Annotated in this window: 29 protein-coding genes; 7 read left to right on the top strand and 22 right to left on the bottom strand. The window is 39.5% G+C overall.

Features of this window, described 5'->3' with window-relative positions; all coding sequences use genetic code 11:
* Positions 1-654 precede the first annotated feature (654 nt).
* Positions 655-1,101, bottom strand: coding sequence for a GNAT family N-acetyltransferase (locus tag OCV39_RS05610; RefSeq protein ID WP_261889215.1), 447 nt, complete (start codon positions 1,099-1,101; stop codon positions 655-657).
* 181 nt (positions 1,102-1,282) lie between these two features.
* Positions 1,283-1,654 carry a nuclear transport factor 2 family protein gene (locus tag OCV39_RS05605; RefSeq protein WP_261889214.1) on the bottom strand — a complete coding sequence of 124 codons (372 nt, stop codon included), beginning with the start codon at positions 1,652-1,654 and terminating at the stop codon, positions 1,283-1,285.
* A gap of 212 nt (positions 1,655-1,866) precedes the next feature.
* Here OCV39_RS05605 and OCV39_RS05600 point away from each other — a divergent pair, with 212 nt between their 5' ends.
* Complete coding sequence (locus tag OCV39_RS05600; RefSeq protein ID WP_261889213.1) at positions 1,867-2,661, top strand: hypothetical protein; 795 nt, start codon at positions 1,867-1,869, stop codon at positions 2,659-2,661.
* A gap of 176 nt (positions 2,662-2,837) precedes the next feature.
* Here the strand turns inward: OCV39_RS05600 and OCV39_RS05595 are convergent, their stop codons facing one another.
* The 8 genes from OCV39_RS05595 to OCV39_RS05560 all read right to left on the bottom strand — a co-directional run bounded on the left by OCV39_RS05595 (position 2,838) and on the right by OCV39_RS05560 (position 10,872).
* On the bottom strand, positions 2,838-3,224 hold the full coding sequence (locus tag OCV39_RS05595; RefSeq protein WP_261889212.1) for a nuclear transport factor 2 family protein: 387 nt from the start codon (positions 3,222-3,224) through the stop codon (positions 2,838-2,840).
* 153 nt (positions 3,225-3,377) lie between these two features.
* Positions 3,378-3,764, bottom strand: a complete 387-nt coding sequence (locus tag OCV39_RS05590) for a nuclear transport factor 2 family protein (protein WP_261889211.1) — start codon at positions 3,762-3,764, stop codon at positions 3,378-3,380.
* Positions 3,765-4,467: 703 nt separating this feature from the next.
* Positions 4,468-5,052, bottom strand: a complete 585-nt coding sequence (locus tag OCV39_RS05585) for a hypothetical protein (RefSeq protein WP_261889210.1) — start codon at positions 5,050-5,052, stop codon at positions 4,468-4,470.
* 732 nt (positions 5,053-5,784) lie between these two features.
* Positions 5,785-6,267 carry a tetratricopeptide repeat protein gene (locus OCV39_RS05580; RefSeq protein WP_261889209.1) on the bottom strand — a complete coding sequence of 161 codons (483 nt, stop codon included), beginning with the start codon at positions 6,265-6,267 and terminating at the stop codon, positions 5,785-5,787.
* Between the two features lie 705 nt (positions 6,268-6,972).
* On the bottom strand, positions 6,973-7,692 hold the full coding sequence (locus tag OCV39_RS05575; RefSeq protein WP_261889208.1) for a hypothetical protein: 720 nt from the start codon (positions 7,690-7,692) through the stop codon (positions 6,973-6,975).
* 134 nt (positions 7,693-7,826) lie between these two features.
* Positions 7,827-8,600, bottom strand: a complete 774-nt coding sequence (locus tag OCV39_RS05570; protein ID WP_261889207.1) for an NERD domain-containing protein — start codon at positions 8,598-8,600, stop codon at positions 7,827-7,829.
* 147 nt (positions 8,601-8,747) lie between these two features.
* Positions 8,748-9,851 (bottom strand): YecA family protein, encoded by a 1,104-nt coding sequence (locus tag OCV39_RS05565; protein WP_261889206.1) that lies wholly within the window; start codon positions 9,849-9,851, stop codon positions 8,748-8,750.
* A 160-nt stretch (positions 9,852-10,011) separates the two neighbouring features.
* A complete protein-coding gene (locus OCV39_RS05560) occupies positions 10,012-10,872 on the bottom strand; it encodes a hypothetical protein (protein ID WP_261889205.1) in 861 nt (286 codons plus the stop codon).
* A 235-nt stretch (positions 10,873-11,107) separates the two neighbouring features.
* Between OCV39_RS05560 and OCV39_RS05555 the strand changes: the two genes are divergently transcribed.
* Positions 11,108-11,527 (top strand): BLUF domain-containing protein, encoded by a 420-nt coding sequence (locus tag OCV39_RS05555; protein ID WP_017052207.1) that lies wholly within the window; start codon positions 11,108-11,110, stop codon positions 11,525-11,527.
* Positions 11,528-12,111: 584 nt separating this feature from the next.
* On the opposite strand, the gene OCV39_RS05545 is transcribed toward OCV39_RS05555, so the two are convergent.
* Complete coding sequence (locus OCV39_RS05545) at positions 12,112-12,690, bottom strand: hypothetical protein (protein WP_261889204.1); 579 nt, start codon at positions 12,688-12,690, stop codon at positions 12,112-12,114.
* Between the two features lie 787 nt (positions 12,691-13,477).
* Between OCV39_RS05545 and OCV39_RS05540 the strand changes: the two genes are divergently transcribed.
* From OCV39_RS05540 to OCV39_RS05525, 4 genes are all read left to right on the top strand, one after another.
* On the top strand, positions 13,478-13,921 hold the full coding sequence (locus OCV39_RS05540; RefSeq protein WP_261889203.1) for a hypothetical protein: 444 nt from the start codon (positions 13,478-13,480) through the stop codon (positions 13,919-13,921).
* Between the two features lie 293 nt (positions 13,922-14,214).
* Complete coding sequence (locus tag OCV39_RS05535) at positions 14,215-14,499, top strand: type II toxin-antitoxin system RelB/DinJ family antitoxin (RefSeq protein WP_017051427.1); 285 nt, start codon at positions 14,215-14,217, stop codon at positions 14,497-14,499.
* Complete coding sequence (locus OCV39_RS05530) at positions 14,496-14,774, top strand: type II toxin-antitoxin system RelE/ParE family toxin (protein WP_261889202.1); 279 nt, start codon at positions 14,496-14,498, stop codon at positions 14,772-14,774. Before OCV39_RS05535 ends, OCV39_RS05530 begins: the two co-directional genes overlap by 4 nt.
* Positions 14,775-15,016: 242 nt before the next feature.
* Positions 15,017-15,595 carry a hypothetical protein gene (locus OCV39_RS05525; RefSeq protein ID WP_261889201.1) on the top strand — a complete coding sequence of 193 codons (579 nt, stop codon included), beginning with the start codon at positions 15,017-15,019 and terminating at the stop codon, positions 15,593-15,595.
* Between the two features lie 161 nt (positions 15,596-15,756).
* Here OCV39_RS05525 and OCV39_RS05520 read toward each other — a convergent pair whose 3' ends face one another.
* From OCV39_RS05520 to OCV39_RS05485, 8 genes are all read right to left on the bottom strand, one after another.
* Entirely contained in the window at positions 15,757-16,341 is a 585-nt protein-coding gene (locus OCV39_RS05520) for a hypothetical protein (protein WP_261889200.1), read from the bottom strand.
* A 146-nt stretch (positions 16,342-16,487) separates the two neighbouring features.
* Positions 16,488-17,219 (bottom strand): hypothetical protein, encoded by a 732-nt coding sequence (locus tag OCV39_RS05515; protein WP_261889199.1) that lies wholly within the window; start codon positions 17,217-17,219, stop codon positions 16,488-16,490.
* A gap of 108 nt (positions 17,220-17,327) precedes the next feature.
* Positions 17,328-18,230, bottom strand: a complete 903-nt coding sequence (locus OCV39_RS05510) for a hypothetical protein (RefSeq protein WP_261889198.1) — start codon at positions 18,228-18,230, stop codon at positions 17,328-17,330.
* Positions 18,231-18,368: 138 nt separating this feature from the next.
* Positions 18,369-19,190, bottom strand: a complete 822-nt coding sequence (locus OCV39_RS05505) for an HNH endonuclease (RefSeq protein ID WP_261889197.1) — start codon at positions 19,188-19,190, stop codon at positions 18,369-18,371.
* Positions 19,191-19,328: 138 nt separating this feature from the next.
* Positions 19,329-19,754, bottom strand: a complete 426-nt coding sequence (locus OCV39_RS05500) for a GNAT family N-acetyltransferase (protein ID WP_261889196.1) — start codon at positions 19,752-19,754, stop codon at positions 19,329-19,331.
* Between the two features lie 145 nt (positions 19,755-19,899).
* Positions 19,900-20,760, bottom strand: a complete 861-nt coding sequence (locus OCV39_RS05495; RefSeq protein ID WP_261889195.1) for a hypothetical protein — start codon at positions 20,758-20,760, stop codon at positions 19,900-19,902.
* A gap of 164 nt (positions 20,761-20,924) precedes the next feature.
* Complete coding sequence (locus tag OCV39_RS05490; protein ID WP_113795376.1) at positions 20,925-21,188, bottom strand: Txe/YoeB family addiction module toxin; 264 nt, start codon at positions 21,186-21,188, stop codon at positions 20,925-20,927.
* Entirely contained in the window at positions 21,181-21,435 is a 255-nt protein-coding gene (locus OCV39_RS05485; RefSeq protein WP_113795377.1) for a type II toxin-antitoxin system Phd/YefM family antitoxin, read from the bottom strand. Before OCV39_RS05485 ends, OCV39_RS05490 begins: the two co-directional genes overlap by 8 nt.
* Before the next feature lie 880 nt (positions 21,436-22,315).
* Here OCV39_RS05485 and OCV39_RS05480 point away from each other — a divergent pair.
* Positions 22,316-23,278 carry an integron integrase gene (locus OCV39_RS05480; RefSeq protein ID WP_113795334.1) on the top strand — a complete coding sequence of 321 codons (963 nt, stop codon included), beginning with the start codon at positions 22,316-22,318 and terminating at the stop codon, positions 23,276-23,278.
* Positions 23,279-23,345: 67 nt separating this feature from the next.
* Here OCV39_RS05480 and rplT read toward each other — a convergent pair whose 3' ends face one another.
* The 3 genes from rplT to infC all read right to left on the bottom strand — a co-directional run bounded on the left by rplT (position 23,346) and on the right by infC (position 24,590).
* Entirely contained in the window at positions 23,346-23,699 is a 354-nt protein-coding gene (rplT, locus tag OCV39_RS05475; protein WP_017052550.1) for a 50S ribosomal protein L20, read from the bottom strand.
* A gap of 39 nt (positions 23,700-23,738) precedes the next feature.
* Positions 23,739-23,933 carry a 50S ribosomal protein L35 gene (gene rpmI / locus OCV39_RS05470; RefSeq protein WP_017052549.1) on the bottom strand — a complete coding sequence of 65 codons (195 nt, stop codon included), beginning with the start codon at positions 23,931-23,933 and terminating at the stop codon, positions 23,739-23,741.
* A 105-nt stretch (positions 23,934-24,038) separates the two neighbouring features.
* Positions 24,039-24,590 (bottom strand): translation initiation factor IF-3, encoded by a 552-nt coding sequence (gene infC / locus OCV39_RS05465; protein ID WP_084654942.1) that lies wholly within the window; start codon positions 24,588-24,590, stop codon positions 24,039-24,041.
* Between the last annotated feature and the right edge of the window lies 1 nt (position 24,591).

Raw genomic sequence — 24,591 nt, 5'->3', positions numbered from 1 at the left:
GCATTGTACCGTAAACACTAAATTTGAAGTAGATGCAAAAATGCCAAGCGTTGAGAATCCCTCTTAAATGCTTTGTTATATTGCCCGCACGACAGAGCCAAGTTTAGCGCCAAGGTGCTGAATTGACTACAAATCTACTTGCTTTGAACTCAGAAGTAAAACGGATAGCTCGAAACTCAACCATAGACAATAACACGCACTTGGCTAAGAAGCGAAATTAGGCAAATTTGAGTCATTCGATTCGCCAGAATGACAAAGAATTCGAGCGAGAAACCTGACAACAAAGTACGCTGAAGCCACAACTTTCAATGAAGTTCCCACGATAAAGAAGCCGCGCAAAATGGACTAAAGCCAGCAAAACTTACTAACGAGGAGACTTGCGTGACGTTGCAGCTAATTAACCGACACACTTTCTACGTGCGATGATCATTTTGATGGCATTTTTCACGAAAAGAACAGGTGTGTAGCTCGGACGCAGAACAAAGATAAACGGATAATTTAACCCTTTGAATTTTATGCAATATAACGCCCAATTAAGGGGTGAACAACGCCTCCACCCAAACCTAAAGCATTGTGCCATAAACACTAAAACTGAAGTAGAAGCAAAAGTGCCAAGCGTTGTGAATCCCTCTTAAATTGCTTGTTATGTGCGTACTAAACATTGACGTACAATCTCAGCATGTCTTTGTGTTGAATACCATTTTCATAGATTGGCTCGAGGTAGTTTAACAAAAAATGGTCTTTGATAATTGAGTCTACTCGAAAGCCTAAACGCTGATAATAAGTCAGTTGATAACCAAATGTACCCGTACCAAGTTCTACACGATTAATTCCCTTACTTGGTAACTGAGATAGAACGAACTTTAGCAGCTTAGAGCCAATACCTTGGCCTTGGAGTTCTGGAGATACTGATACATTAAATATCTCAGCAAAGCAGTGAGTCTGCGCTTTAACGATACAAGCCGCTAAAATCTGCCCATGGTCTGATGCAGCAAAGCACCATGAATCAGATAAATATGAAGCGATGTTAACTTCAGAAGGATCAGCTTCAAGCAATAAATCTAGTGGAATATCGCTACTTTTGACTTCGATATATTGCATACTTTCTCCAAGCACATAACGCCGCATTAAGGGGTGAACAACGCCTCCACCCGACCTAAAGTATTGTACCGTAAACACTAAATTTGAAGTAGATACAAAAATGCCAAGCGTTGAGAATCCCTCTTAAATGCTTTGTTATATGTAGGGTGCATAACCAACAATTTTCAACTCTAGACAATGTTCAAATGAGTTCAAACTCTGCGCATGGAGTCCCTTGATGATATTTCATTTGCCAGGCTTGACCAGTAAAGACCCAGATCGACGAACGCTTAGAAAACGCGCTAACTTTACCTAAATTTGAAACCCATGCTGATTTGTATAAAAGTAACTGAACTGAAGGTTCTAACAAAATACACTCAAAATCTTGAGAGTGAATGTGACCATTTGAAGGCTCTTCACTTTGCATCACTCTCATAATAGAAAAGTAATCAAAACTACGCCCCGAACGCCCAACCTCTTTAAAGCTAGAATGAAGCAACCTTGCTACTTCATTTGGATCTTGCCTAATTTCATACTGATGTAGAGCGATTTCCTGCTCAATTAGAACTTCCATTATTTCTCCAATGCTGAAACAACATATAACGCCGCATTAAGTGGTGAGCAACGCTGATCACTAAACTTAAAGTATTGTGCCGTAAACACTAACGTTGAAGCAAACCAAAAATGCCGAGCGTTGGGAATCCGTCTTAAATGCTTTGTTAGGTGCGTTTAGAATGCATGATATACTACAACTTACTGATTCTTTGGCAATATTGGAGCATGTAAATGAATAACCCTGCACAACGGTTACTCAACATTTTGGAGCATGGGAAGCAATTTGGTACTAATCAAACTTGTAAAGCGGTCTGGTGTGAGATTTTAGATGTGGAATCAAAAAGTACACATATGCTGCTAGGTCGCATTGGTAAAACTATGGCATTAGCTGATGAAATCGTTTCTGAGCTTGGAAAACTTGAAAATGTTAAAGTTGAACGATATCTAGCATGGATTCCGAGGTTAGAAACCGCGTTTTCTAAAAGCCCTTTAGACCAACAATGGGGAAACTTTATCAACCATGTTGATACCCATGTCATTAACTATTTAGAAATGACATCCGACTTACTCAGTGCAAGAAGCCCACAAGCAGTTTTGAACAAAGATCAGTTGGATGAGATTAAAGATGAAGCTCTAGATCTCCTCAAGTTAATCGACGCTTCAAACATCGAGTCTAAGCTAAAAAAATACTTAACAGATCAAATAGCCCGGATATGCATCTCTATTGAGGAGTATGTAATTACCGGTGCAACAGACATAATTGATATTGTAGAGGCTACTTTCGGAAAAGCGCTATTACATAAAGAAATTGCTGAAGAGCGAAATAAAAGCGATGTAGGTAAAAGGTTTTGGAATTTCATGGGTAAAACGGCCTTAGCTTTTTCGGTCATTTCTGGGCCACTAACTATCGGTATTGCTGCAAAAGATCTAGGATTAATTGAAATAAAATCAGACGGTACAATCCAACCAATCGAGATTGAAAGTACAACTGAAAGTATTGATAGTACCCAACTTCAAAACGCTTGAATCAAATGGAGTTACCTACCATGTAAGTAACTCCAAAGCACCTAACGCCCAATTAAGGTGCGACAACGCTATAAAACCTAGACTAAACCATTGCACCGTAAACACAAAATTCAAACCAGAGTGAAATCGACAAGCGTTAGGAGTCACTCTTAAATTGTTTGTTAGAAGCATTTCGACTATGCCTGAGATGGCACTATTTTTACCCACTTTGCTCGCCATTCTGGAGCTTCAAACTCATCAGGCCAAAACTCTACTTGCTTACAAATAAGACCATTCTCAACGGTATGAAATGTAATTGCCCTAGCCTTTTGAACACTGTCTTTTATCGACACGTCCGTTACAACTTTTGTGCCTTCACAAACAATTGAGTTGATTTCAAATAGCCATTTACCATTAGCCGGGTAATAGGAATTTACATCACCAAAATCACTACGACCTGTAATAAGCTCTGACGATTGAGGCCAAAACCCTTCGAAATCTTCGCTTAACCATTCACTTGCTTTGTAAAAGTCATTACTTTGCATCGCTTCCCAAAATGAAAGCACAATATCCTTTGGATTCACTGAATCTCCTTACAGCTTCTAACGCCCAATTAAGGTGCGACAACGCTATAAAACCTAGACTAAACCATTGCGCCGTAAACACAAAATTCAAATCGAAGTAAAATCGTCAAGCGTTAGGAGTCACTCTTAAATTGTTTGTTAGAAGCATTTCGACTATGCCTGAGATGGCACTATTTTTACCCACTTTGCACGCCATTCTGGAGCATCAAACTCATCAGGCCAAAACTCAACTTGCTTACAAATAAGACCATTTTCAACGGTATGAAATGTAATTGCCCTAGCCTTTTGTACACTGTCTGTTATCGACACATCCGTTACAACCTGAGAGCCCTCACAAACAATTGAGTTAATTTCAAATAGCCATTTACCATTTGCAGGATAATAGGAATTCACATCACCAAAATCACTGCGACCAGTAATAAGTTCTGATGATTGAGGCCAAAAACCCTCGAAATCTTCACTTAGCCATTCGCTTGCTTTGTAAAAATCATTACTCTGCATTGCTTCCCAAAATGAAAGCACGATATCCTTTGGATTCATTGAATTTCCCTCCGGCTTCTAACGCCGCGTTAAGTGGTGAGCAATGCTACCACTGCACTCAAGACATTATGCAATAAACACTGATGCATATCTTTGAACTGAAGCCGCCAAGCGTTGCGAATCCGTCTTAAACGCTTTGTTATATTGCCCGCACGACAGAGCCAAGTTTAGCGCCAAGGTGCTGAATTGGTTACAAATCTACTGGCTTTGAACTCAGAAGTAAAACGGATAGTTCGAAACTCAATCATAGACAACAAAACGCACTTGGCTAAGAAACGAAATGAGCTGAAATTAGAGCCATTCGATTAGCTAGAATGACAAAGAATTCGAGCGAGAAACCTGACGGCAAAGTGCGCTGAAACCACGATTTTCATTTTAGCTTCCACGAAAAAGAAGCCGAGCAAAATGAACTTGAGCCAGCGAAACTTACTAACGAGGAGACTTGCGTGACGTTGCTGCTAATTAACCGACACACTTTCTACGTGCGATGGTCATTTTGATGGCAACTTTCACGAGACGAACAGGTGTGCAGATCAAACGCAGAACAAAGATAAACGGATAATTTAACCCCTTGAATCTTATGCAATATAACGCCGCGTTAAGGTGCGACAAACAAGTGTGCCATACTTGAGCGAAGCGAAAACGGCACGCGTTTGGAGTCACTCTTAAACGCTTTGTTATGAAAATTTTTCACAACGTGCGCCTACCCTTTAACACCAAGCAAAATTGTACACTCTGAACGCCCTAGACCGTAAAAACTGGAACAAAGAAAACCATATTCATAAATGTGGTTCGTGAGCTCTTTATTTACAGCTTCATATTCGTCTAGCTCTGTCCTGCCATGAGCAAGATACACTCCACCAACTATCACTCCAAGCTCCTGAGCTGCCATAAAGTCTAGAGCTGAACTCTTACGGTTAAAAGCAAATAGGAAATCAGAAGATTGATTGAGGTTTCTAATGTCAGCAATATCGATATTATTCGGCATTTCATCTGAGAAAAGCTTCCCAGATAAATTCAGAACAACATCATGGATTGCGGCTAAGTCATTTGAAGGATTTTCAAAATTAACCAATTCAAGACCTTGACCTGCACACACTTGAACTAACTTTTCACTTTGTTCTGGGAACAGTCCAGAAACAAAAAGCGCATCAAAATTGGAATCCTGCAATGAAGAGCCCAAAATATCCTCAAGTGGAATGAAGGTACCATTTTGCACAGAATCAAGCTCAGGAAGAGAAATAGCTAACTGCAATTCATCCATATCGATTTCAATTGGTTCAAACATGATATTCCCTATTTTATGCGATTTTCATAACGCCGCGTTAAGTGGCGAGCAACGCTACCACTGCACTCAAGACATTATGCCATAAACACTGATGCATATCTTTGAACTAAAGCCACCAAGCGTTGGGAGTCCGTCTTAAACGCTTTGTTATATTGCCCGCACGACAGAGCCAAGTTTAGCGCCAAGGTGCTGAATTGGTTACAAATCTACTGGCTGTGAACTCAGAAGTAAAATGGATAGTTCGAAACTCAATCATAGACAATAAAACGCACTTGGCTAAGAAGCGAAATGAGCTGAAATTAGAGAAATTTGAGTAGCCTGAGTGACAAAGAATTCGAACGAGAAACCTGACGACAAAGCGCGCTGAAACCACAATTTTCAGTGAAGTTTCCACGAAAAAGAAGCCGCGCAAAATGAACTTGAGCCAGCAAAACTTACTAACGAGGAGACTTGCGTGACGTTGCAGCTAATTAGCCGACAAGCATTCTACGTGCGATGGTCATTTTGATGGCATTTTTCACGGAACGAACAGGTGTGTAGCTTGAACGCAGAACAAAGATAAACGGATAATTTAACCCTTTGAATCTTATGCAATATAACGCCCAATTAAGGTGCGACAACGCTATAACACCCAAGCTAAACCATTGCACCGTAGACACAAAACTCAAACCGGAGTGAAACCGGCAAGCGTTAGGAGTCACTCTTAAATTGTTTGTTATAAGCGTGTTTCGTTTACCACGTTCTATCTAAATCCTCGGCGTACAAAGAAATAGCGCGTTTATACTCTATTATTGCGTCACTACTAGTGGTTGAAACTAGCAACTCAAGAAGCAAAGACGTCGCTTCTTTATGACGCCCTAGGTTGTAGAGGCACATTGCATAGAAAGGCTGAACCTCCATAGAATCAGGGTACTCGTTCAGAGTTTGCTCGAAATACGTAAGCGCATCTGAGTAGTTACCAAGACTTCGATAGGTGCTCGCCAAGCCAAATAAAGCATCGAACCGTTCTACTGACGATAGTAAACCCGACAGAGATGACAGATAATGACCAACTGCTTCTTGCTCTTTACCTTCATTATCATATGACCATGCAATTTGCAGGTGAGCCTTAGCTACATAGTTTTCATCGTTCAATAACGTTGAAAGCAAAGCTCTAGACTCTTGATATCGAGCTTTTTTGCGCAATTCAATGGCTTGTTTGATGATGATTTCCATAGTTTTCCTCGAAAGCTTATAACGCCGCATTAAGGGGTGAACAACGCCTCCACCCGACCTAAAGTATTGTACCGTAGACACTAAATTTGAAGTAGATACAAAAATGCCAAGCGTTGAGAATCCCTCTTAAATGCTTTGTTATATTGCCCGCACGACAGAGCCAAGTTTAGCGCCAAGATGCTGAATTAGTTACAAATCTACTGGCTTTGAACTCAGAAGTAAAATGGACAGTTCGAAACTCAATCATAGACAACAAAACGCACTTGGCTAAGAAGCGAAATGAGTTGAAATTGGAGTATTTCGATTAGCTAGAATGACAAAGAATTCGAGCGAGAAACCTGACAACAAAGTGCGCTGAAGCCACAACTTTCATTGAAGTCCCCACGAAAAAGAAGCCGCGCAAAATGAACTTGAGTCAGCAAAACTTACTAATGAGGAGACTTGCGTGACGTTGCAGCTAATTAACCGACAAACATTCTACGTGCGATGGTCATTTTGATGGCATTTTACACGAAAAGAACAGGTGTGTAGTTCGGACGCAGAACAAAGATAAACGGATAATTTAACCCTTTGAATCTTATGCAATATAACGCCGCGTTAAGTAGTGAGCAACGCTACCACAAACCTAACTACACCACCGTAAACACAAAACCCAACGATGGAATGAAAAATGCCAAGCGTTGGGAATCTGTCTTAAACGCTTTGTTATGTTTTAATCTTTAATTCTTCGATGCTGATTGTTCTTAGCTTATCGACTGATTCATTAACTTGACGAGAAATACGGAAAAAATGCTCATCCCAATCTTCTTCATTGTCCGTCTTTGACAAACCTTGCTTTAGCACTGTGATGGTCTCTGTAACCCTCGGATCTAGGTATATAGCCTTGACCTCAATTACATGGAACAACTTAGCAAATGACTCATCGTATTTTACTTTCAACTTTTCCGCTTGCGCCTTTGTTTCAGGATCTTGAGACTTTTTTAAATACTCTTCTTTCTCGTGCTCCCAAATACGGATTGTATACTCATCTGTTGTTTCATAAGCTAGCTCTGGAAATCTAAAATTGTAGTGCTCCCACTCAAAGTACTCATCCTTTTCATGAGCAACGTACTTTTTGACATGGAACAAGCAATCGAAGATTGCTTCGTAAGCTTCTTGTTTTTTCACCCATGCTTGCTGTGATATCCAGTTTTTCTGCGATAGTTCGGTCTTAATCTCTTCAACAACTGTAGTGTTAGACTCAAGTTGTTTTTGCAACTGTTCAAAGTCTTCTTTGTTAGCAAAGTTTTGCCCTTTCGTTTTAAAGTAAGACGCAAACCATGCCCCCAGACCAGAAACACAAAGAATGATAATGTATGTTTCAATACTTAATTCTTGTTTGAATTGAATCTGGCTTAAAATATTAGTTAACTCTTGAATTTCCATAGTTTCCTTAAAACATAACGCCGCGTTAAGTGGTGAGCAACGCAGACTACTGCCCTTAAAGTATTGTGCCGTAAACACTTAACCCGAAGCAAACCAAAAATGCCGAGCGTTGGGAATCCGTCTTAAACGCTTTGTTAGTTGAACTGTTCGACCGACCTACATTTGGGAAATGCCGAACACCCCCAAAACTGTTTACCTTTATTTTCACCACGCTTAGTTTCACGAACAACCATTTCTGAGCCACAACGTGAGCACTGCTTTATAGCTTCTTTTGCTTCTACGATTTCTTTCACATGTTGACGATGCTTAATATCCGTAACAATGCCTTTTTTGAGCTTAACTTCGTTTATCGAGTACACAAATTGACTATATTCTGATTCAGAGAACACTGGTTGTTCAAACTTTTTGATGTATTCCAAGCAACCACGCGCATAAGTCACGTTTTCAGGCATATCAGTTTTAAAAGTACTGTCACCGATGAAAACAACTACTGAGTGTAGTTTTTCACTGCCTACAGCCAGTAAGGATTCAAGAGTCTTAACATGTTTGTAATTTTGGTGAAGTGGGTTTTGAAATTTTGATGAGTGACGATAGATTTTCTGAGTCCATTGCTTTTGGTTTTTAGATCCAAAGATCCAACCTTTCATGTTTTTGGTTTCCACAACGAAAATACCAAACCTTGAGACAACAATATGGTCGATTTGTGTTGTGCCGTCGTCTGTAGGTAGAGTTACATTCCTCACCAATGTGTAATCGGAATCAGGCAACTGAGATAGTAGTTTGTTTACCAAAAACTCGCCAAATACACCTTTAAACCACCGACTCTTGAATATCGAAACGACAATCAACAAAGGGATGATGTACCAAACCTGAACTAATGCACTTATTAATATTCCGAAAATATCCACTGAACTCTCCTTGTTCAACTAACGCTGCGTTAAGTGGTGAGCAACGCAGACCACTGCACTTAAGGTATTGTGCCGTAAACACTAAAATTGAAGCAAACTAAAAATGCCAAGCGTTGGGAATCCGTCTTAAACGCTTTGTTATACAAACTACTTCCCAATTACTTCAGATATTTCACCTTCTATCAACCTTACTTTTCTTTGCTTAGAAGTTAATGGCGTATATGAAGCTAATGGTTGTTGAAAGTTTGATAGCATTTCTAAAGCATCACCTGATAGCCCATCCCACCAGCTAGGTTGCAAATAGATGTTTTCGAAAGAGTAGAACAAAAACGATATAATCTCTGTTGTTCTTTCTTCTTTCTCTAATAACAAAAGGGCATCAATAAAACACTGACAAGATTTAGCGCTATCTTTCAACCATGAGAAAACTATGTAGCTGTGTTCAATATCATTGATTATCGATACACAAAGCATGTCGAGTACTCTCGTATCATCTGCTAGTGATTGTAACTCAGTACCTTTAGCATCAACTAAAGGATAAAGAACACCGCTGCACTGTATAGGAATTAAACTATCATACTTAAATATCGTGTAACAAATTTCGTCATAACGTCTTTCGTTGAGTATTTGATCAAATCTATTTTTATGTTCGTTCGAGTCGCGAACGCCTAAATCCAAGCTCTTATTGTGCTCTGTCAAAAAATCTTGAAATAAAACTTGCTCCATTGGCAAAAGTCCTGCGTCTCCTTTATTCAAGAGACTACGGCTTTCACTTTGACTCAATTTAACAAAATGTTCTCGAGCAAAAGTACGATAAGTGAGGAGAAATACTTGTTCATTACTATGTTCAAATGGAAAGTCTTCAAAAGGCGAAAATAATTCCTTATCGTGCTTAGAGCAAAAACCCGTAAATGTAGAGGCTTTATTTATCCCAATTAATTCTGGCTGAAGAACTCCATTATTTTCATCAAACTTAAATATACTTGGCTTTAGACCATAAACATGTTTATTTTCTTCAATTGCCTTTAAAGAAGCTCCCTTAGAAACAGTATGTGAGTTAATGATATTACCCTTACAACCCGGCTTCATTTCTTCAGGGCAACTGCAATATTTTTTTCCATAAGCCTGTCTGAAACCTTTATCTATTTCCCACATTTCCGGAGAAGCCTCAGCTTCTCTATTTAAGTGACATTTCTTATATTTTTCCCCAGAACCACACCAGCATGGTTCATTTCTACCCAATTTTGCCATATCAAATGCTCCGAACTTCATTTGTTTGTATAACGCCCAATTAACTTGCGCAGCAACGCAATACGGTGGTTCTGCATTGCGCCTTAATCACTAAACCTGATTAGAAGTAAAAATGCCACGCGTTGCAAGTCAGGTTGAATTGTTTGTTAGGTTTGTGTGCTCAATAGCTAAATACAGTCCCATGCTCAACTAAACTAGACTTTTTATCTGCCCACCCTAATGCAGAATACAATTCAATGACACCTTTTGAAGCTGTATCTTTAATGTAGGCATCACCACCACTATACAGCCAACCATCATTAGGATTCGTATGCACTCCTGTAAATATGAATGCGCCATAATCAGAAGCGTCGATAACTTCACTTAATATTCCGACCAGTTCATCCACTTTAAATTCAGAACCAGAAATCACGGCTGAATGCATTACGTTAGTAAAGTCCACAGCTAGTATTGTTTGTCTGTTTGCATATGCATATGCAGATTTTGTTCTTATAGCACTAGCGATCTTCTTATACATATCACCGTGACGAAGTTGAGTAAAATGACAACTGGTACTTTCGATGAAGGCAGTTTCACCACTAGTTTTCAGGTTGAATTCAAAATCAGGGCTCTCTCGATTTTTGTACTTTAACCCCGCACTCACAAAGATAGCAGACAGATTAACTTCAAAACGCAAGCCAACGAATTGGCTCAATCTTGTGCACGTTCTTAAAAGCTTTCTGTGCTGCATAAAGTGTGATTCGGATTTATCTTTGATTTTGTTAAGGTCATTAACAAAGCCAAATAGCCGTTTTAACTCAATATCTCGATTATAGAAATTACCTTGAATGTGTAGATTTACAATCTCTACAATTACTTTACCTAGCGGATGTTTTCTATTTGCTTTCCCGTCTTTAATTAATGAAATATCAAGCATCGACTCAATGCTTGATATTATTGAAATCAGACGAGTTTCATATTCATTACTACTGATCGGCTCTAGCTGAGAGTCTAGTCTAATAAATGATAAATTTGCGTCCATATTACCCCTAAAACCTAACGCCCAATTAAGGTGCGACAACGCTATAAAACCTAGACTAAACCATTGCGCCGTAAACACAAAATTCAAACCGAAGTGAAATTGCCAAGCGTTAGGAGTCACTCTTAAATTGTTTGTTAGCTTAATATTTGTCAGTGATAAACCCTGCTCTAATTAGCAAATTCTACTATATAGATTATATTTGATAGTAACGTTTAATAAAAACAAAGTGGTAGCTATGTTCCTAACTCGATTAATTTATGTCAGCACTCTTTCAAAAGACTGCGATTTGAACGCTTTAACAGACATTCTTACGACATCACGCGAACACAACAAAGAAGCTAACATCACTGGACTACTAAGTCATAATCAGAAGTACTTTTTACAATGCCTAGAAGGTTCAAGAGAAGCTATAAATGATACATACAGTCATATCGTAAATGACAAACGACACAGCAAAGTCACCATTCTCTACTTCAAAGAAGTACATTGCCGTGAATTTGGAGACTGGTCTATGGGCGACATTCCTCAATCTCACTTAACTGCATTACTTAACTTACAATTTTCAGGCTCTGACCAATTCAGCCCTTACGATATGTCAGGTGAAAGCGCATATTTAATGTTACTAGAATTAAAGCAGAACCTACCGTCGGAATAGAACTTAAGCTAACGCCCAATTAAGGTGCGACAACGCCATAACGCCCAAGCTAAACCACTGCGCCGTAAACACAAAATTCAAATCGGAGTGAAATCGGCAAGCGTTAGGAGTCACTCTTAAATTGTTTGTTAGAAGCGTTCTTAACCATTATGTAGAACCTAGAATTTTGGGTTCTACAGACGTAATTACTTATTCACTAGAACCACATTTGACGCAAGCATCATAAGTTCGCTTGCCTTCGCTGATAACAATGTAATTGCCTACACACTTTTCACACAAAACCAGTTTAGGGTAAGCCACTTTGCCCTTTTTAGAGGATGAATCCCCTTCAGTTACATAAATTTTTCTCATTTTAACTTTCACATAATCATCTTAATGCGAACAATTATACTATGATTGAAACGAAATTTAGAACTAAGCGAGCTAAGATAAATAGTTACTATAATTCAAAGTTTTATCGAAGCTTCTAACGCCCTGTTAAGGTGTGAGCAACGCAATGCCGAAGCCTCCGCATGCCACCTTAAACACTTAAGCCAACGCATAGTGAAAATGCCACGCGTTGCGAATCACTCTTAAACAGTTTGTTATATTTTTATTTCTGACACTGCTAATAATATTTTGTAGTTATCTTTCCACTCCCCTTCAACGCATAAGTCATTGAAAGACAGCTGCTTGGAGAACAATAACGTTTCAAGAAAATATGTAGGCAACAAATTAGGCCAAGACTCATAGGCATTTGTTTTTTCGTCATTTTCAGTCCAAACATCTGCAAGTACGATCGAGTACCGACGGCGTTGGCTATGATTCGACCTCAGTTTTTTTTCTAACATTTTGATTGTGTTGATAGAAAACATTCGCTCTACATCTCGCTCAATACAACCCATTTGTTGCTTTACAGACGTTAGCCTTTTCGCTTCGATTAAAATGGTAATATTTTCATGAAAAACCACAGCGTCAATATGCTTTCCATCTATTAAACATATGGGCGCTTCAAACCAAGATATGCATGCTTCACCAAAAGCGCTCTCTAAGGCTACTACTAAATTATTTGTCAAATTTCGTTCTGTAAATCCTGTGCTGCCGTGGGCTGGATAATATTGAGACAAAATATTTGTATAGCGAGAACTCATAGCTCTACATGCTAATTCGAGCTTTTCAATCATGGTACATCCTCAAAAAATATAACGCCGCGTTAAGTGGTGAGCAATGCTACCACTGCACTCAAGACATTATGCCATAAACACTGATGCATATCTTTGAACTGAAGCCGCCAAGCGTTGCGAATCCGTCTTAAACGCTTTGTTATATTGCCCGCACGACAGAGCCAAGTTTAGCGCCAAGGTGCTGAATTGGTTACAAATCTACTGGCTTTGAACTCAGAAGTAAAACGGATAGTTCGAAACTCAATCATAGACAACAAAACGCACTTGGCTAAGAAACGAAATGAGCTGAAATTAGAGCCATTCGATTAGCTAGAATGACAAAGAATTCGAGCGAGAAACCTGACGGCAAAGTGCGCTGAAACCACGATTTTCAATTTAGCTTCCACGAAAAAGAAGCCGCGCAAAATGAACTTGAGCCAGCGAAACTTACTAACGAGGAGACTTGCGTGACGTTGCACCTAATTAACCGATAAACCTTCTACGTGCGATGGTCATTTTGATGGCAACTTTCACGAGACGAACAGGTGTGTAGTTCGGACGCAGAACAAAGATAAACGGATAATTTAACCCTTTGAATCTTATGCAATATAACGCCCAATTAAGGTGCGACAACGCTATAACACCCAAACTAAACCACTGCACCGTAAACACAAAATTCAAATCGGAGTGAAACCGGCAAGCGTTAGGAGTCACTCTTAAATTGTTTGTTAGCAGCGCAACCCCACGACTGTGACTTGCAACACCCTCACCCTATACATATGCTAAATATTATATAAAGGGGGATTCTATGACAAACACAAAAATCATTGCTTTGACTAGCATTCTTACATTTCTATCACCGATTACAATGGCTGATAAACCTGACTGGGCTGGAAAGGGAAAACCAAACCTTGAAGAGATATCTACCGCTTCTGATTTGAAACAGGTTGAGCGACAGCTAGACGAACAAGGTGATGAACTTGAAGATCTAATAGAAGAAAAAAAGAAAAAAGCTAAGAAGACCAAAAATAAAAAAGACAAGAAGAAGCTTGAACGTGAACTTGAAAAGCTCGAAGTTAAACAAGACGAAATTGACGACTTGAAGGAAAAGGTAAAAAGTAAGAAATCTGGGTTCGAGAAGCAAAAGGCAAAGAAAGCTGATCAAGTTCAAAATGAGCTAGGTAAAGGCTCAGAGCAAGGCCAAGCAAAAAGAGAAGAAAACAGTAAAAAATGGTGGAAGTTCTGGGAGTAGCTACTGGCAAACAGCTGAGAATAAAACCTTTCAGAGCGATAAATCACTAGCTCTGAAAGTTACTCGCTCTGTAGCTCTGCCGACACATACAATACAAAATTTGTGCGGCTGCTAACGCCCAATTAAGGTGCGAAAACGCTATAACACCCAAGCTAAACCATTGCACCGTAAACACAAATTTCAAATCGAAGTGAACTCGCCAAGCGTTAGGAGTCACTCTTAAATTGCTTGTTAGTTGCCCTTGCTCAAGGCTAGTGCTAACATTTGTACACACGAAAACTTAGGAGCCATTCATGGATACTAGAATTCAATTCCGTATTGATGACGAAATTAAACGCTTAGCTCAACAAATGGCGGAGAGCCAAGGTCGTACACTTAGCGATGCTTGCCGTGAGCTTACAGAGCAAATGGCGGAGCAACAACGAAAAACATTATCTCATGACTCTTGGATAACTGAACAAGTAAACTTAGCATTTGAGAAATTCGACTCCGGGAAAGCTACATTTGTTGATCATGACTCAGCAAAAACTAGAATGGCTGAACGAAAAGCTAAAATTCGCAATCGAGGCCATCAATGATTTTATGGGAAGAAGAATCATTGAATGATCGTGAGAAAATATTTGAATTTCTTTATGACTTCAACCCTGACGCAGCTGAAAAGACTGACGAAATCATTGAAGATAAAGTTGAAAACTTACTTGAACAACCTTTAATGGGTGTTCAACGAGATGATATTCGAGGCCGATTACTAATTATCCCCGAAATCTCTATGATCATTTCATACTGGGTCGATGGTTCAATTATTCGTGTAATGCGAGTTCTACATCAAAAGCAAAAATTTCCTGCAAACTAATAGTTTCGCAGGGCAACTAACGCCGCGTTAAGTGGTGAGCAACGCTACCACAAGACTCAAGACATTATGCCATAAACACTGATGCATATCTTTAAACTGAAACCGCCAAGCGTTGGGAATCCGTCTTAAACGCTTTGTTAGCACAGCACTTAACACCCAACAAACAAAACATCATGCCATTTATATAAAAAGGCAATTAGCGATGATACGATTGGTAGACTTACTATTACCCAAGAGTCACTATGAATAAATACAATCCTCCTAAAGTACAAACGGGCATACTTGCAGAGCTAAAAGAAAAGCAATCGGACTCACACCCAGATACCAGAGGTTACGTGAATATTGATGGAGTGATGTATTGGATAAGTGGCTGGAAAAAAGTTGTTCCAGCAGATGGTACCTCATTTCAAACGTTGGCATTTACTAAGTTTTCTCAAGCCGATATCGAAAAATATTTAGCTTCTGAAATACCAAAAAGTATCGAGACTGACGATACTCCTACTAAAGAGAATGATGAGGTTTCAATTAAAGAAAACGAATTAACACTTCTTATTGAAGAAATGAAACAGTATGGTTTTTTAACTAGTAAAGAGCTGTCTAGTTTTATCGTCAGAAACCCTCAGTTGAGGATGAAGTACTCTAATATATCAGGTGTAGTTAAGTTAAAAGAAAACAATCATGAATGGGATTTTCACGGTGGATTCCCTGCCGATATTTACAAGAAAGTATGTATAGCTTTAGGGCTGTCTGATCAAGGCAGCAATGCGAAATATGCGGGATTTAGAAAGTATGACGATAGTAACTATGATGACATCATATAGTTTTTACTGATCGACTACTATTGGCGATGAGCTTATTCGTGCTTGCTAACGCCGCGTTAAGGTGCGACAAACAAGTGTGCCATACTTGAGCGAAGCGAAAACGGCACGCGTTTGGAGTCACTCTTAAACGCTTTGTTATGAAAATTTCTCACCACGTGCGCCTACCCCTTAACACCAAGCAAGATTGTACACTCAGAACGTCCTAGACCGTAAAAACTGGAACAAAGAAAACCATATTCAGAAATGTGGTTAGTGAGCTCTTTATTTACAGCTTCATACTCGTCTAGCTCTGTCCCTGCATGAGCAAGATAAACACCACCAACTATCACTCCAAACTCCTGAGCTGCCATAAAATCAAGAGCTGAACTTTTACGATTAAAAGCAAATAGGAAATCAGAAGATTGATTGAGGTTTCTAATGTCAGCAATATCGATATTATTCGGCATTTCATCTGAGAAAAGCTTACCAGTTAAGTTCTGAACAACATCATGGATTGCAGCTAAGTCGTTTGAGGGGTTTTCAAAATTAACCAACTCAAGTCCTTTACCTGCACACACTTGAACTAATTTTTCACTTTGCTCTGGGCACAGGCCAGAAACAAAAAGCGCATCAAAATTGGAAACCTGCAATGAAGAGCCCAAAATATCTTCAAGTGGAATGAAGGTACCATTTGGCACAGAATCCAGATCAGGAAGAGAAATAGCTAACTGCAATTCATCCATATCAATTTCAATTGGTTCAAACATGACATTCCCTATTTTATGCGATTTTCATAACGCCCAATTAAGGTGCGACAACGCTATAGCACCCAAGCTAAACCATTGCACCGTAAACACAAATTTCAAATCGGAGTAAAATCGGCAAGCGTTAGGAGTCACTCTTAAATTGTTTGTTAGATTTTCTTAACCTTGAACTCGACTATAATTCCCATAAAATGATGGATTGTGCTCGTATCAAGTATCTCAACCCCTGCCTCATCAACGATTTCACCGACATAGTCACTGCTTATCGTATGCGCACACACATTGACATCCAAGTGACTAAGATTTCCAACCTCAGAAAGCCATGACTTATATTGCAGCTCAAGATTTTTCTTTCTTTCACACTCTTCGGCTTCGCATTTCACTTTGTTATAAGAGTACAATGCAGAAAATAATGTAGACTGGATAACACTATTACCAGTCTTACCAGTTATATTGAAATATTCTAAGTTCCGCTTGAGATCTTTAATAACTAGCTTTCTAGCTGGATTAAAGCCCTTAAGTTCAATGACACAAATTGGTTGATGAGTCATATGGCTGCTATTTACAATATGTTCATATACCGCGATATCAGCTCTCTCTTTAGTATTAATCGTTGGCTTTCTTTCTCTGAATACTGTTGAGCCACGTTCCCAACTGTTTCCCCATTTAATAGGAGGTAAGCAATCCCTAGACAATTCCTTACGACTTTTTTCTAGGAATATCCTGTAAGGCTCACCATAAAATGAATTGAGATTATCAATTTCCCTAGCTACAGCAACAGTAAATAAGTATTCTGCATTTATCGGTTTTCCTCTTTCACCAGAAAATCGAAACATATCTTCACATGCAGACTGAGTAGCATTAAAAACTTGTTTGTACACCTTGAACTCCAATAAAAATCTAACGCCGCATTAAGGTGTGAGCGACGCTTGGCTATACTTGAGCGAAGCGAAACTGCCAAGCGTTGCGAATCACTCTTAAATGCTTTGTTAGCTTAATGCCCAAGGAGTGCTGTAAAGTTCATCATAAGACGCCTCATGTACTACCTGAACACCAACACTATCTAAGAACAACTCTTGCCCTGTTGATAACGATTTTTCATTGGCATGGACAAAATATGCTTTTTTTCTACGTTGAGGGAATTGATTAAAGTACTTTGCTCGTTCGATTAACAACCATCGTAAAAACACTTCGGTTGTATCTAAACCGAGTCCAACAAAAACTAGGTCGTTATTAAAAACAACGTGCAACCAACTTTGATAACCTGACCACTCATCAACATTTTTTCCGGAGAACAACCTTGCTTCGTTCCCTTTATGGATTAATCGTCTAGCCCTCTCGACTGAACCCATGTAGTGAGACAAACCCAATCGTATACTTCGACTATATCTCTGTACCCCATTAATATGCCAGATCGCAAACTCATTAGCGGGATCATGTACTTCATGATCAGAGAAGTAACTTTGCCAAGGATAAAAGTCAGTAAAAGACTTTGAATCAAAGTGTGTAATATCACTTGTGATATTTGAGGACAATGTTTCTTCAAAGTTTGTTGTAAGTATTGGTACACCCTTGGTCTGAGCCCATTTGGAAATCGAGAGATGATGCTTTCTAGGAGCCCAGCTACTCATTAGTTCACAAAACTCTTTTTGTAAGTTGATTTCGTTAGACCTCTTAGTCAAATCAAGAGCATCATAAAACTCTGTAAGCGAAATTCCCTCAGGAGCAGACATCTGCTCTACTGACATACTGTGCTTTTCCCAAAGCTCCAGAAGCATTTTGTCCCAAGAATTATTCCCATCAGCTTTAGTGCAGTTATAACGATTGATTCCATTACCGATTACAAGCGCTGGCTTTAGGTTATCGTTATTTAGGATATCTACTAATTTCAAATTTAACCTCTTATTAAGCTAACGCCCAATTAAGGGGTGAGCAACGCTACCACCCAACCTAAAGCATTGTGCCATAAACACTAAATTTGAAGTAGAACCAAAAATGCCAAGCGTTGGGAATCCCTCTTAAATTGTTTGTTAGGCGAATTTTTCCTCAATGCCAAGAGCTATCTCTGCCAACTTATCATTAAACTCTTTGCTATCGATAGAGTAATGCGCTCGACGATGGCACGTGGGACATAGAGCTATGACATTTTCTGGACAGTCTGCACCGCCATCTGCAAGTCGAGTTAAATGATGAACTTCTAAGTAAGGACCTGATTTGGTTTCAAAGGGCGACTCTGCACTACACCCTTCACATTTCCCATTTGCACGCTTTTTAGCGTATAACTTTATGGCCTCACTACGATACCTAACATGAGAGACTTGTTCTTTAGTACCTACACCACTCGGAGTAACTGAAGTAGCAATGTCACGTAATTGTTTAAGCGATTTACCTTTAGTCGGTTTAGTTAAGTAAGAGTTTCTTTCACTACGAGCATTTGAAATTCTCGATTGTGGGAGCACGTCCAGATGAAAAATAAAAGCATCTCGTAACTGACCATTTTTGTCTGCGCGTTGCTCGACATGGTGTTCGATGTAATTACATACTCCAACGAAACGGACAAAACCAGTAGATGCCGATTCAAACAAAAGTATTTCTTTATTATTTTTCTGGTGTTCTAAGATTGCCAAATTACCTTTGACCATCTGCATATCACCTTCTTGCCCTTCCCCTGTGTACCTGAAGGTACCATCAGGCCCAAAGCCATCAGAATATCCAAATTCTTCGCCAGCGTCGCTGGTAAATATAAAGACATAAGGGTGTTGAGCAGGGGTTGCAATACCACCATATTGCTGCCCTTTGTATACTCCGTGAATATCGGAGCGACGATTATAGATTTTTCCAACTTCGAACAATGAACTCTCCTTCTTCGCCTAACGCCCAATTAAGGTGCGATAACGCTATAACACTTAAGCTAAACCATTGCACCGTAAACACTAAATTCAAACCGAAGTAAAATTGCCAAGCGTTAGGAGTCACTCTTAAATTGTTTGTTAGGTTTGTGCCTCAAAACTCATGAGATGATAGCTTTCTTTCCCTTTGCCCACTGTTTCTAGAATTGTGAAGCCTTGAGAAAGGTAAAACTTGGTAGCATTTGTATTTTGAACCAAACACTTGAGACTTAAGCGATTGCTTAGGGATTTAGCATGATTTAGTAATTTTAAACCAACACCTTGCTTAAGGTTTTGAGGGTTTACAAATAGATGATGTATGAAGTTTTCAGGCTTCCAGATTGAGGTAAAACCGATAACGGTATCCTGCTCTACAGCTACCCAAATTTCTTCTCCATCAGTGTCTTTCACAAAGTCAGTTGGACAATATGTTGCTGTGTCCATGAAAGTGAAAGTAGCAACTCTAGATTCAAAGTAAAGTTGCGCTGTTGCTTCGTGATGATGAGACTGAAACCTGACTATTTCCATGAACTTACCTATAAACCTAACGCCCAATTAAGGTGCGACAACGCTATAACACCTAAGCTAAACCATTGCGCCGTAAACACTAAATTCCAATCGGAGTGAAACCGCCACGCGTTGGGAGTCACTCTTAAATTGTTTGTTATGCAACTTAGCTAAGTGGGTAATTTGAACCTTTTAGTTTCGACACTTCAGCTTGTGGGAGGTTAACATATGAAAACTTCAAATTATCCTCATATAAAGGAACTTCAAATATCCCCCCAAACTCACGGACAGCTTCTGAGTTAAACATACATCCAAACGAATTTTTGAGATGATTAGTTACTTCTTGATAATCTGAAATTAGATAATTCATTTCAATAATAATTTGCTCGGTTTGTTCTAAAAACAGCGAGAACTCATAAAAGCTCATGACTTGAGAAAACTCTTTAAAATTAGGATAAAAGAAATCGCCCCCTCCATATGGACTTAGCCCACAAATTTTTCCCATTATCTCCTTGTGTATGCTATTTCTTTTTTCAATCATGGACATCAAGCCGTGATATCGCAGTTCTAAGTCTGTATATGTAATAACATCGAGCGCCTTGTAACGTTTACCTTGTAACGTTTCTTGACTCAACATAGCTTTTATTAAAAAATTATATTTGCTGTACTTTACCCCTGTATGCAAGGTGACAACTGTAAGTTCTGGCACCTGAAGTCCACGTGTAAACTTTGAATCATGAACTGTAACTTCATTACAACGGTCACATAATTTTCTTATTGCCAAATATCGAGATGATATTATTTCAACAAATTCAATATAGTCATCTAACTCTTCTCGACTCTTTTTTCTCTTTTCATTAACATCCATATTGTGAAACGTAGCCATAGCAGCGAGACACATAAGTAACAAACTAACGGCTAAGCCTTCGATAAGTTCATTTTCTGTAATGAACGCAATTATTAAAAGCAATACCCAAAAAGAAAACCAAAGCCCAAAGTTTCCGTAAAGAAAGTGTCTATTCTTCATAGTATCCTCCTAAAGTTGCATAACGCCCAATTAAGGTGCGACAACGCTATAAAAACCAAGCTAAACCATTGCACCGTAAACACTAAATTCAAATCGGAGTGAAACCGGCAAGCGTTAGGAGTCACTCTTAAATTGTTTGTTAGCTGTCTGTCGATGTTGTCAGGTTAGTAATGATATCTGCACGAAATAATTGTAATCACTCCATCATCAATCGCATAAACAAGACGATTTGAATCATCAATTCGGCGAGACCAAAAACCTGTTAAATTTTCCTTTAATGGCTCCGGTTTACCGATACCATCAAAAGGCGAACGTTTAACATCATTAATGAGCTTGTTAATTCGCTTAAGCGTTTTTTTATCCTGCCCCTGCCAATAAACATAACTATCCCAAGCCTCATCGGTCCAAGCTAATAGACGATTACTCATCGAAAATATCTCGCTGTATTACTTTACCCGCTTTGTATTGAGCGATAGATTTATTTAAATGCTCTGCATTAGCAGGAGAGCGCATTAAATAAATGGTTTCCATTAAGCTATTGTAATAATCCAGCGACATTACTACCGCATCTTCAGAATCTCTACGAGTGATTACTGTTGCATCCGCATCATTAACTACACCATCAAGAACGGCTTTCAAACCATTTCTAGCTTCTGTGAAAGAGACAATTCTCATAACGACCTCACATGTTCAATTTAAAGTACAAGTATAAATCAATATTGTGAGTTGTACAACAAATGGGACATTGGACTGCATATGCAGCTAACGCCGCGTTAAGTGGCGAGCAACGCTACCACTGCACTCAAGACATTATGCCATAAACACTGATGCATATCTTTGAACTAAAGCCACCAAGCGTTGGGAGTCCGTCTTAAACGCTTTGTTATATTGCCCGCACGACAGAGCCAAGTTTAGCGCCAAGGTGCTGAATTTACTACAAATCTACTGGCTTTGAACTCAGAAGTAAAATGGATAGTTCGAAACTCAATCATAGACAATAAAACGCACTTGGCTAAGAAGCGAAATGAGCTGAAATTAGAGTCATTCGAAGAGCCAGAATAGCAAAGAATTCGAGCGAGTAACCTGACAGCAAAGTGCGCTGAAGCCACGATTTTCAATGAAATCCCCACCAAAAAGAAACCGCGCAAAATGAACTAGAGCCAACAAAACTTACTAACGAGGAGACTTGCGTGACGTTGCAGCTAATTAACAGTCAAACTTTCTACGTGCGATGGTCATTTTGATGGCATTTTTCACGGAACGAACAGGTGTGTAGCTTGAACGCAGAACAAAGATAAACGGGTAATTTAACCCTTTGAATCTTATGCAATATAACGCTATCTAGACAGCTTCTAGCAACCTTTCTTCCACGCTACCGCCATCTTTCCTGTAGATAGCTTTACCGTATGCTAACACAAACATTCATGCAAAACAGTTAGATAGAGTACGATACTATGTGCTTATGCTCTCAATTAGACAACTAAAAGCCTCCTAGTCTCTATCAATTACCTTTGGCTTAAATCACTGTATAAAAAAACAGACCAAAGAGCGGTAAATGAAAACACAATTCATGCTACATATAAAAGAATACATGCATACACGACACTACTCCGTTAGAACCATTGAGTCCTATGTGCATTGGATAACCAAGTTTATTGTTTTCCACGATATGGAACACCCATCAAAACTTAATGACAAAGATATCGAACGGTTTCTTACCGATCTGGCCATTAATCAGAAAGTTGCAGCAAAAACACAGGCATTGGCACTTAATTCACTTCACTTCTTATATCGTGATATTTTCAAGGCTCCTATCACGCTTGATCTCAACTTTAAGCGGTCGATCATTGATAGAAAGTTGCCTGTCGTTATGACAACAAGCGAAACCAAAGTTTTTTTCAATCATATTGATCCTAAATATAAACTTCATGCACAGCTATTATATGGGTCTGGGTTACGTCTTATGGAGTGTGTCCGACTGCGAGTTCAAGACATTGATTACGATTATGGGCTAATACGGATTTGGCAAGGCAAAGGTGGGAAAAACCGGGCTGTCACCCTCGCGAGAGAACTTTACCCTATCTTAAAAGAGCAACAATCAATTGCTAGGCGATATTACGACAAAGACATTAATACACCAGGCTACGGTGGTGTGTGGATGAAAAATGCACTCTCTGATAAATACCCTCATGCCGATTTAGATTTCAACTGGCATTACCTATTTCCCTCGAGCAAAACAAGTATTGATCCTGAATCGAACCTATCACGTCGACAACATATCAGCGAGACGGCTTTACAGAGGGCCGTAAAGCGAGCAGCGAAAGATGCAGGGATAAATAAAAATGTCACTTGTCATACATTACGGCACTCATTCGCAACTCACCTGCTAGAGTCAGGAGCCGATATCAGAACCGTTCAAGAGCAGCTAGGACACAGCGATGTAAAAACAACTCAAATCTACACGCATGTATTAGAACGTGGGGCTAATGGCGTACTCAGCCCTCTTTCTCGATTATAAATCTCAAGTAACAGACGAAAAAAAAGAGAGCTTTCGCTCTCTTTTTAAAACATAAACAACGGCCTAATTAAAGAGCTGCTTTTGCTTTTTCAACTAGTACTGCAAATGCAGCTTTGTCAAATACCGCGATATCCGCAAGGATTTTACGGTCAATCTCGATTGATGCTTTCTTAAGGCCATTGATAAGACGGCTGTAAGATAGACCATTTTGACGAGATGCAGCATTGATACGAGCAATCCATAGCTGACGGAACTGACGCTTTTTGTTGCGACGGTCACGGTAAGCATATTGACCAGCTTTAGTCACTGCTTGGAAAGCTACGCGGTAAACACGTGAACGTGCTCCGTAGTAACCTTTTGCTTGTTTCAGAACTTTCTTATGACGTGCACGAGCTTGTACACCACGTTTTACGCGAGGCATTATGTCTCTCCTAAACTAAAATAAATAAACTAAAAAGAATTAAGCGTATGGCATCATACGTAGTACACCTGCAACTTCACACTTAGGTAAGATTGCATTTGGACGTAACTGACGCTTGTTCTTAGTAGTACGTTTAGTCAGGATGTGGCGTTTTGTAGCGTGCTTAAACTTGAAGCCACCAGCAGTTTTCTTGAAACGCTTAGCAGCACCTTTGTTGGTTTTCATCTTAGGCATGATGAAGACTCCGCATTGTTAGTTGTTAATAAACATAGTAATTAGGGCGAATAAAACGTCACCGCTGTAAACAGCAGTGACGCTATATTACTTGTAGGCCTTTAATTACTTCTTCTTCGGCGCCAATACCATAATCATCTGGCGACCTTCTATTCTCGTTGGGAAAGATTCGACTACTGCAAATTCTTCAGTATCCGCTTTCAAACGATTAAGAACGTCAACACCGATGCTTTGGTGGGCCATTTCGCGACCACGGAAGCGAATTGTTACCTTCACTTTGTTGCCGTCTTCTAGGAAACCAGTCAGGTTGCGTAGTTTTACCTGATAGTCTCCAATATCAGTCCCAGGACGGAATTTTATTTCCTTAATCTGGACCTGTTTTTGCTTCTTCTTCTGCTCTTTCGCAGCTTTGCTCTTCTCGAAGAGGAACTTACCGTAGTCCATCACACGACAAACTGGCGGCTCGGCGTTAGGGCTGATCTCTACAAGATCCATACCAGCTTCATTAGCTGCTTCAAGTGCCTCAGCAATTGAAACTACACCAACGGGTTCTCCGTCAGCGCCAGTTAGACGAACTTCACGTACGCCACGAATGTCACCATTTAAACGGTGCTGGTTTTGATTGGCCGGTTGTTGGCCACGTCTTCCGCCTTTAATA

Origin of the sequence: Vibrio cortegadensis, from assembly GCF_024347395.1 — a bacterium.
GTDB classification, from domain to species: Bacteria; Pseudomonadota; Gammaproteobacteria; order Enterobacterales; family Vibrionaceae; genus Vibrio; species Vibrio cortegadensis.
The sequence above is the reverse complement of the archived record's forward strand: the minus strand, read 5'-3'. Positions and strand labels throughout refer to the sequence as shown.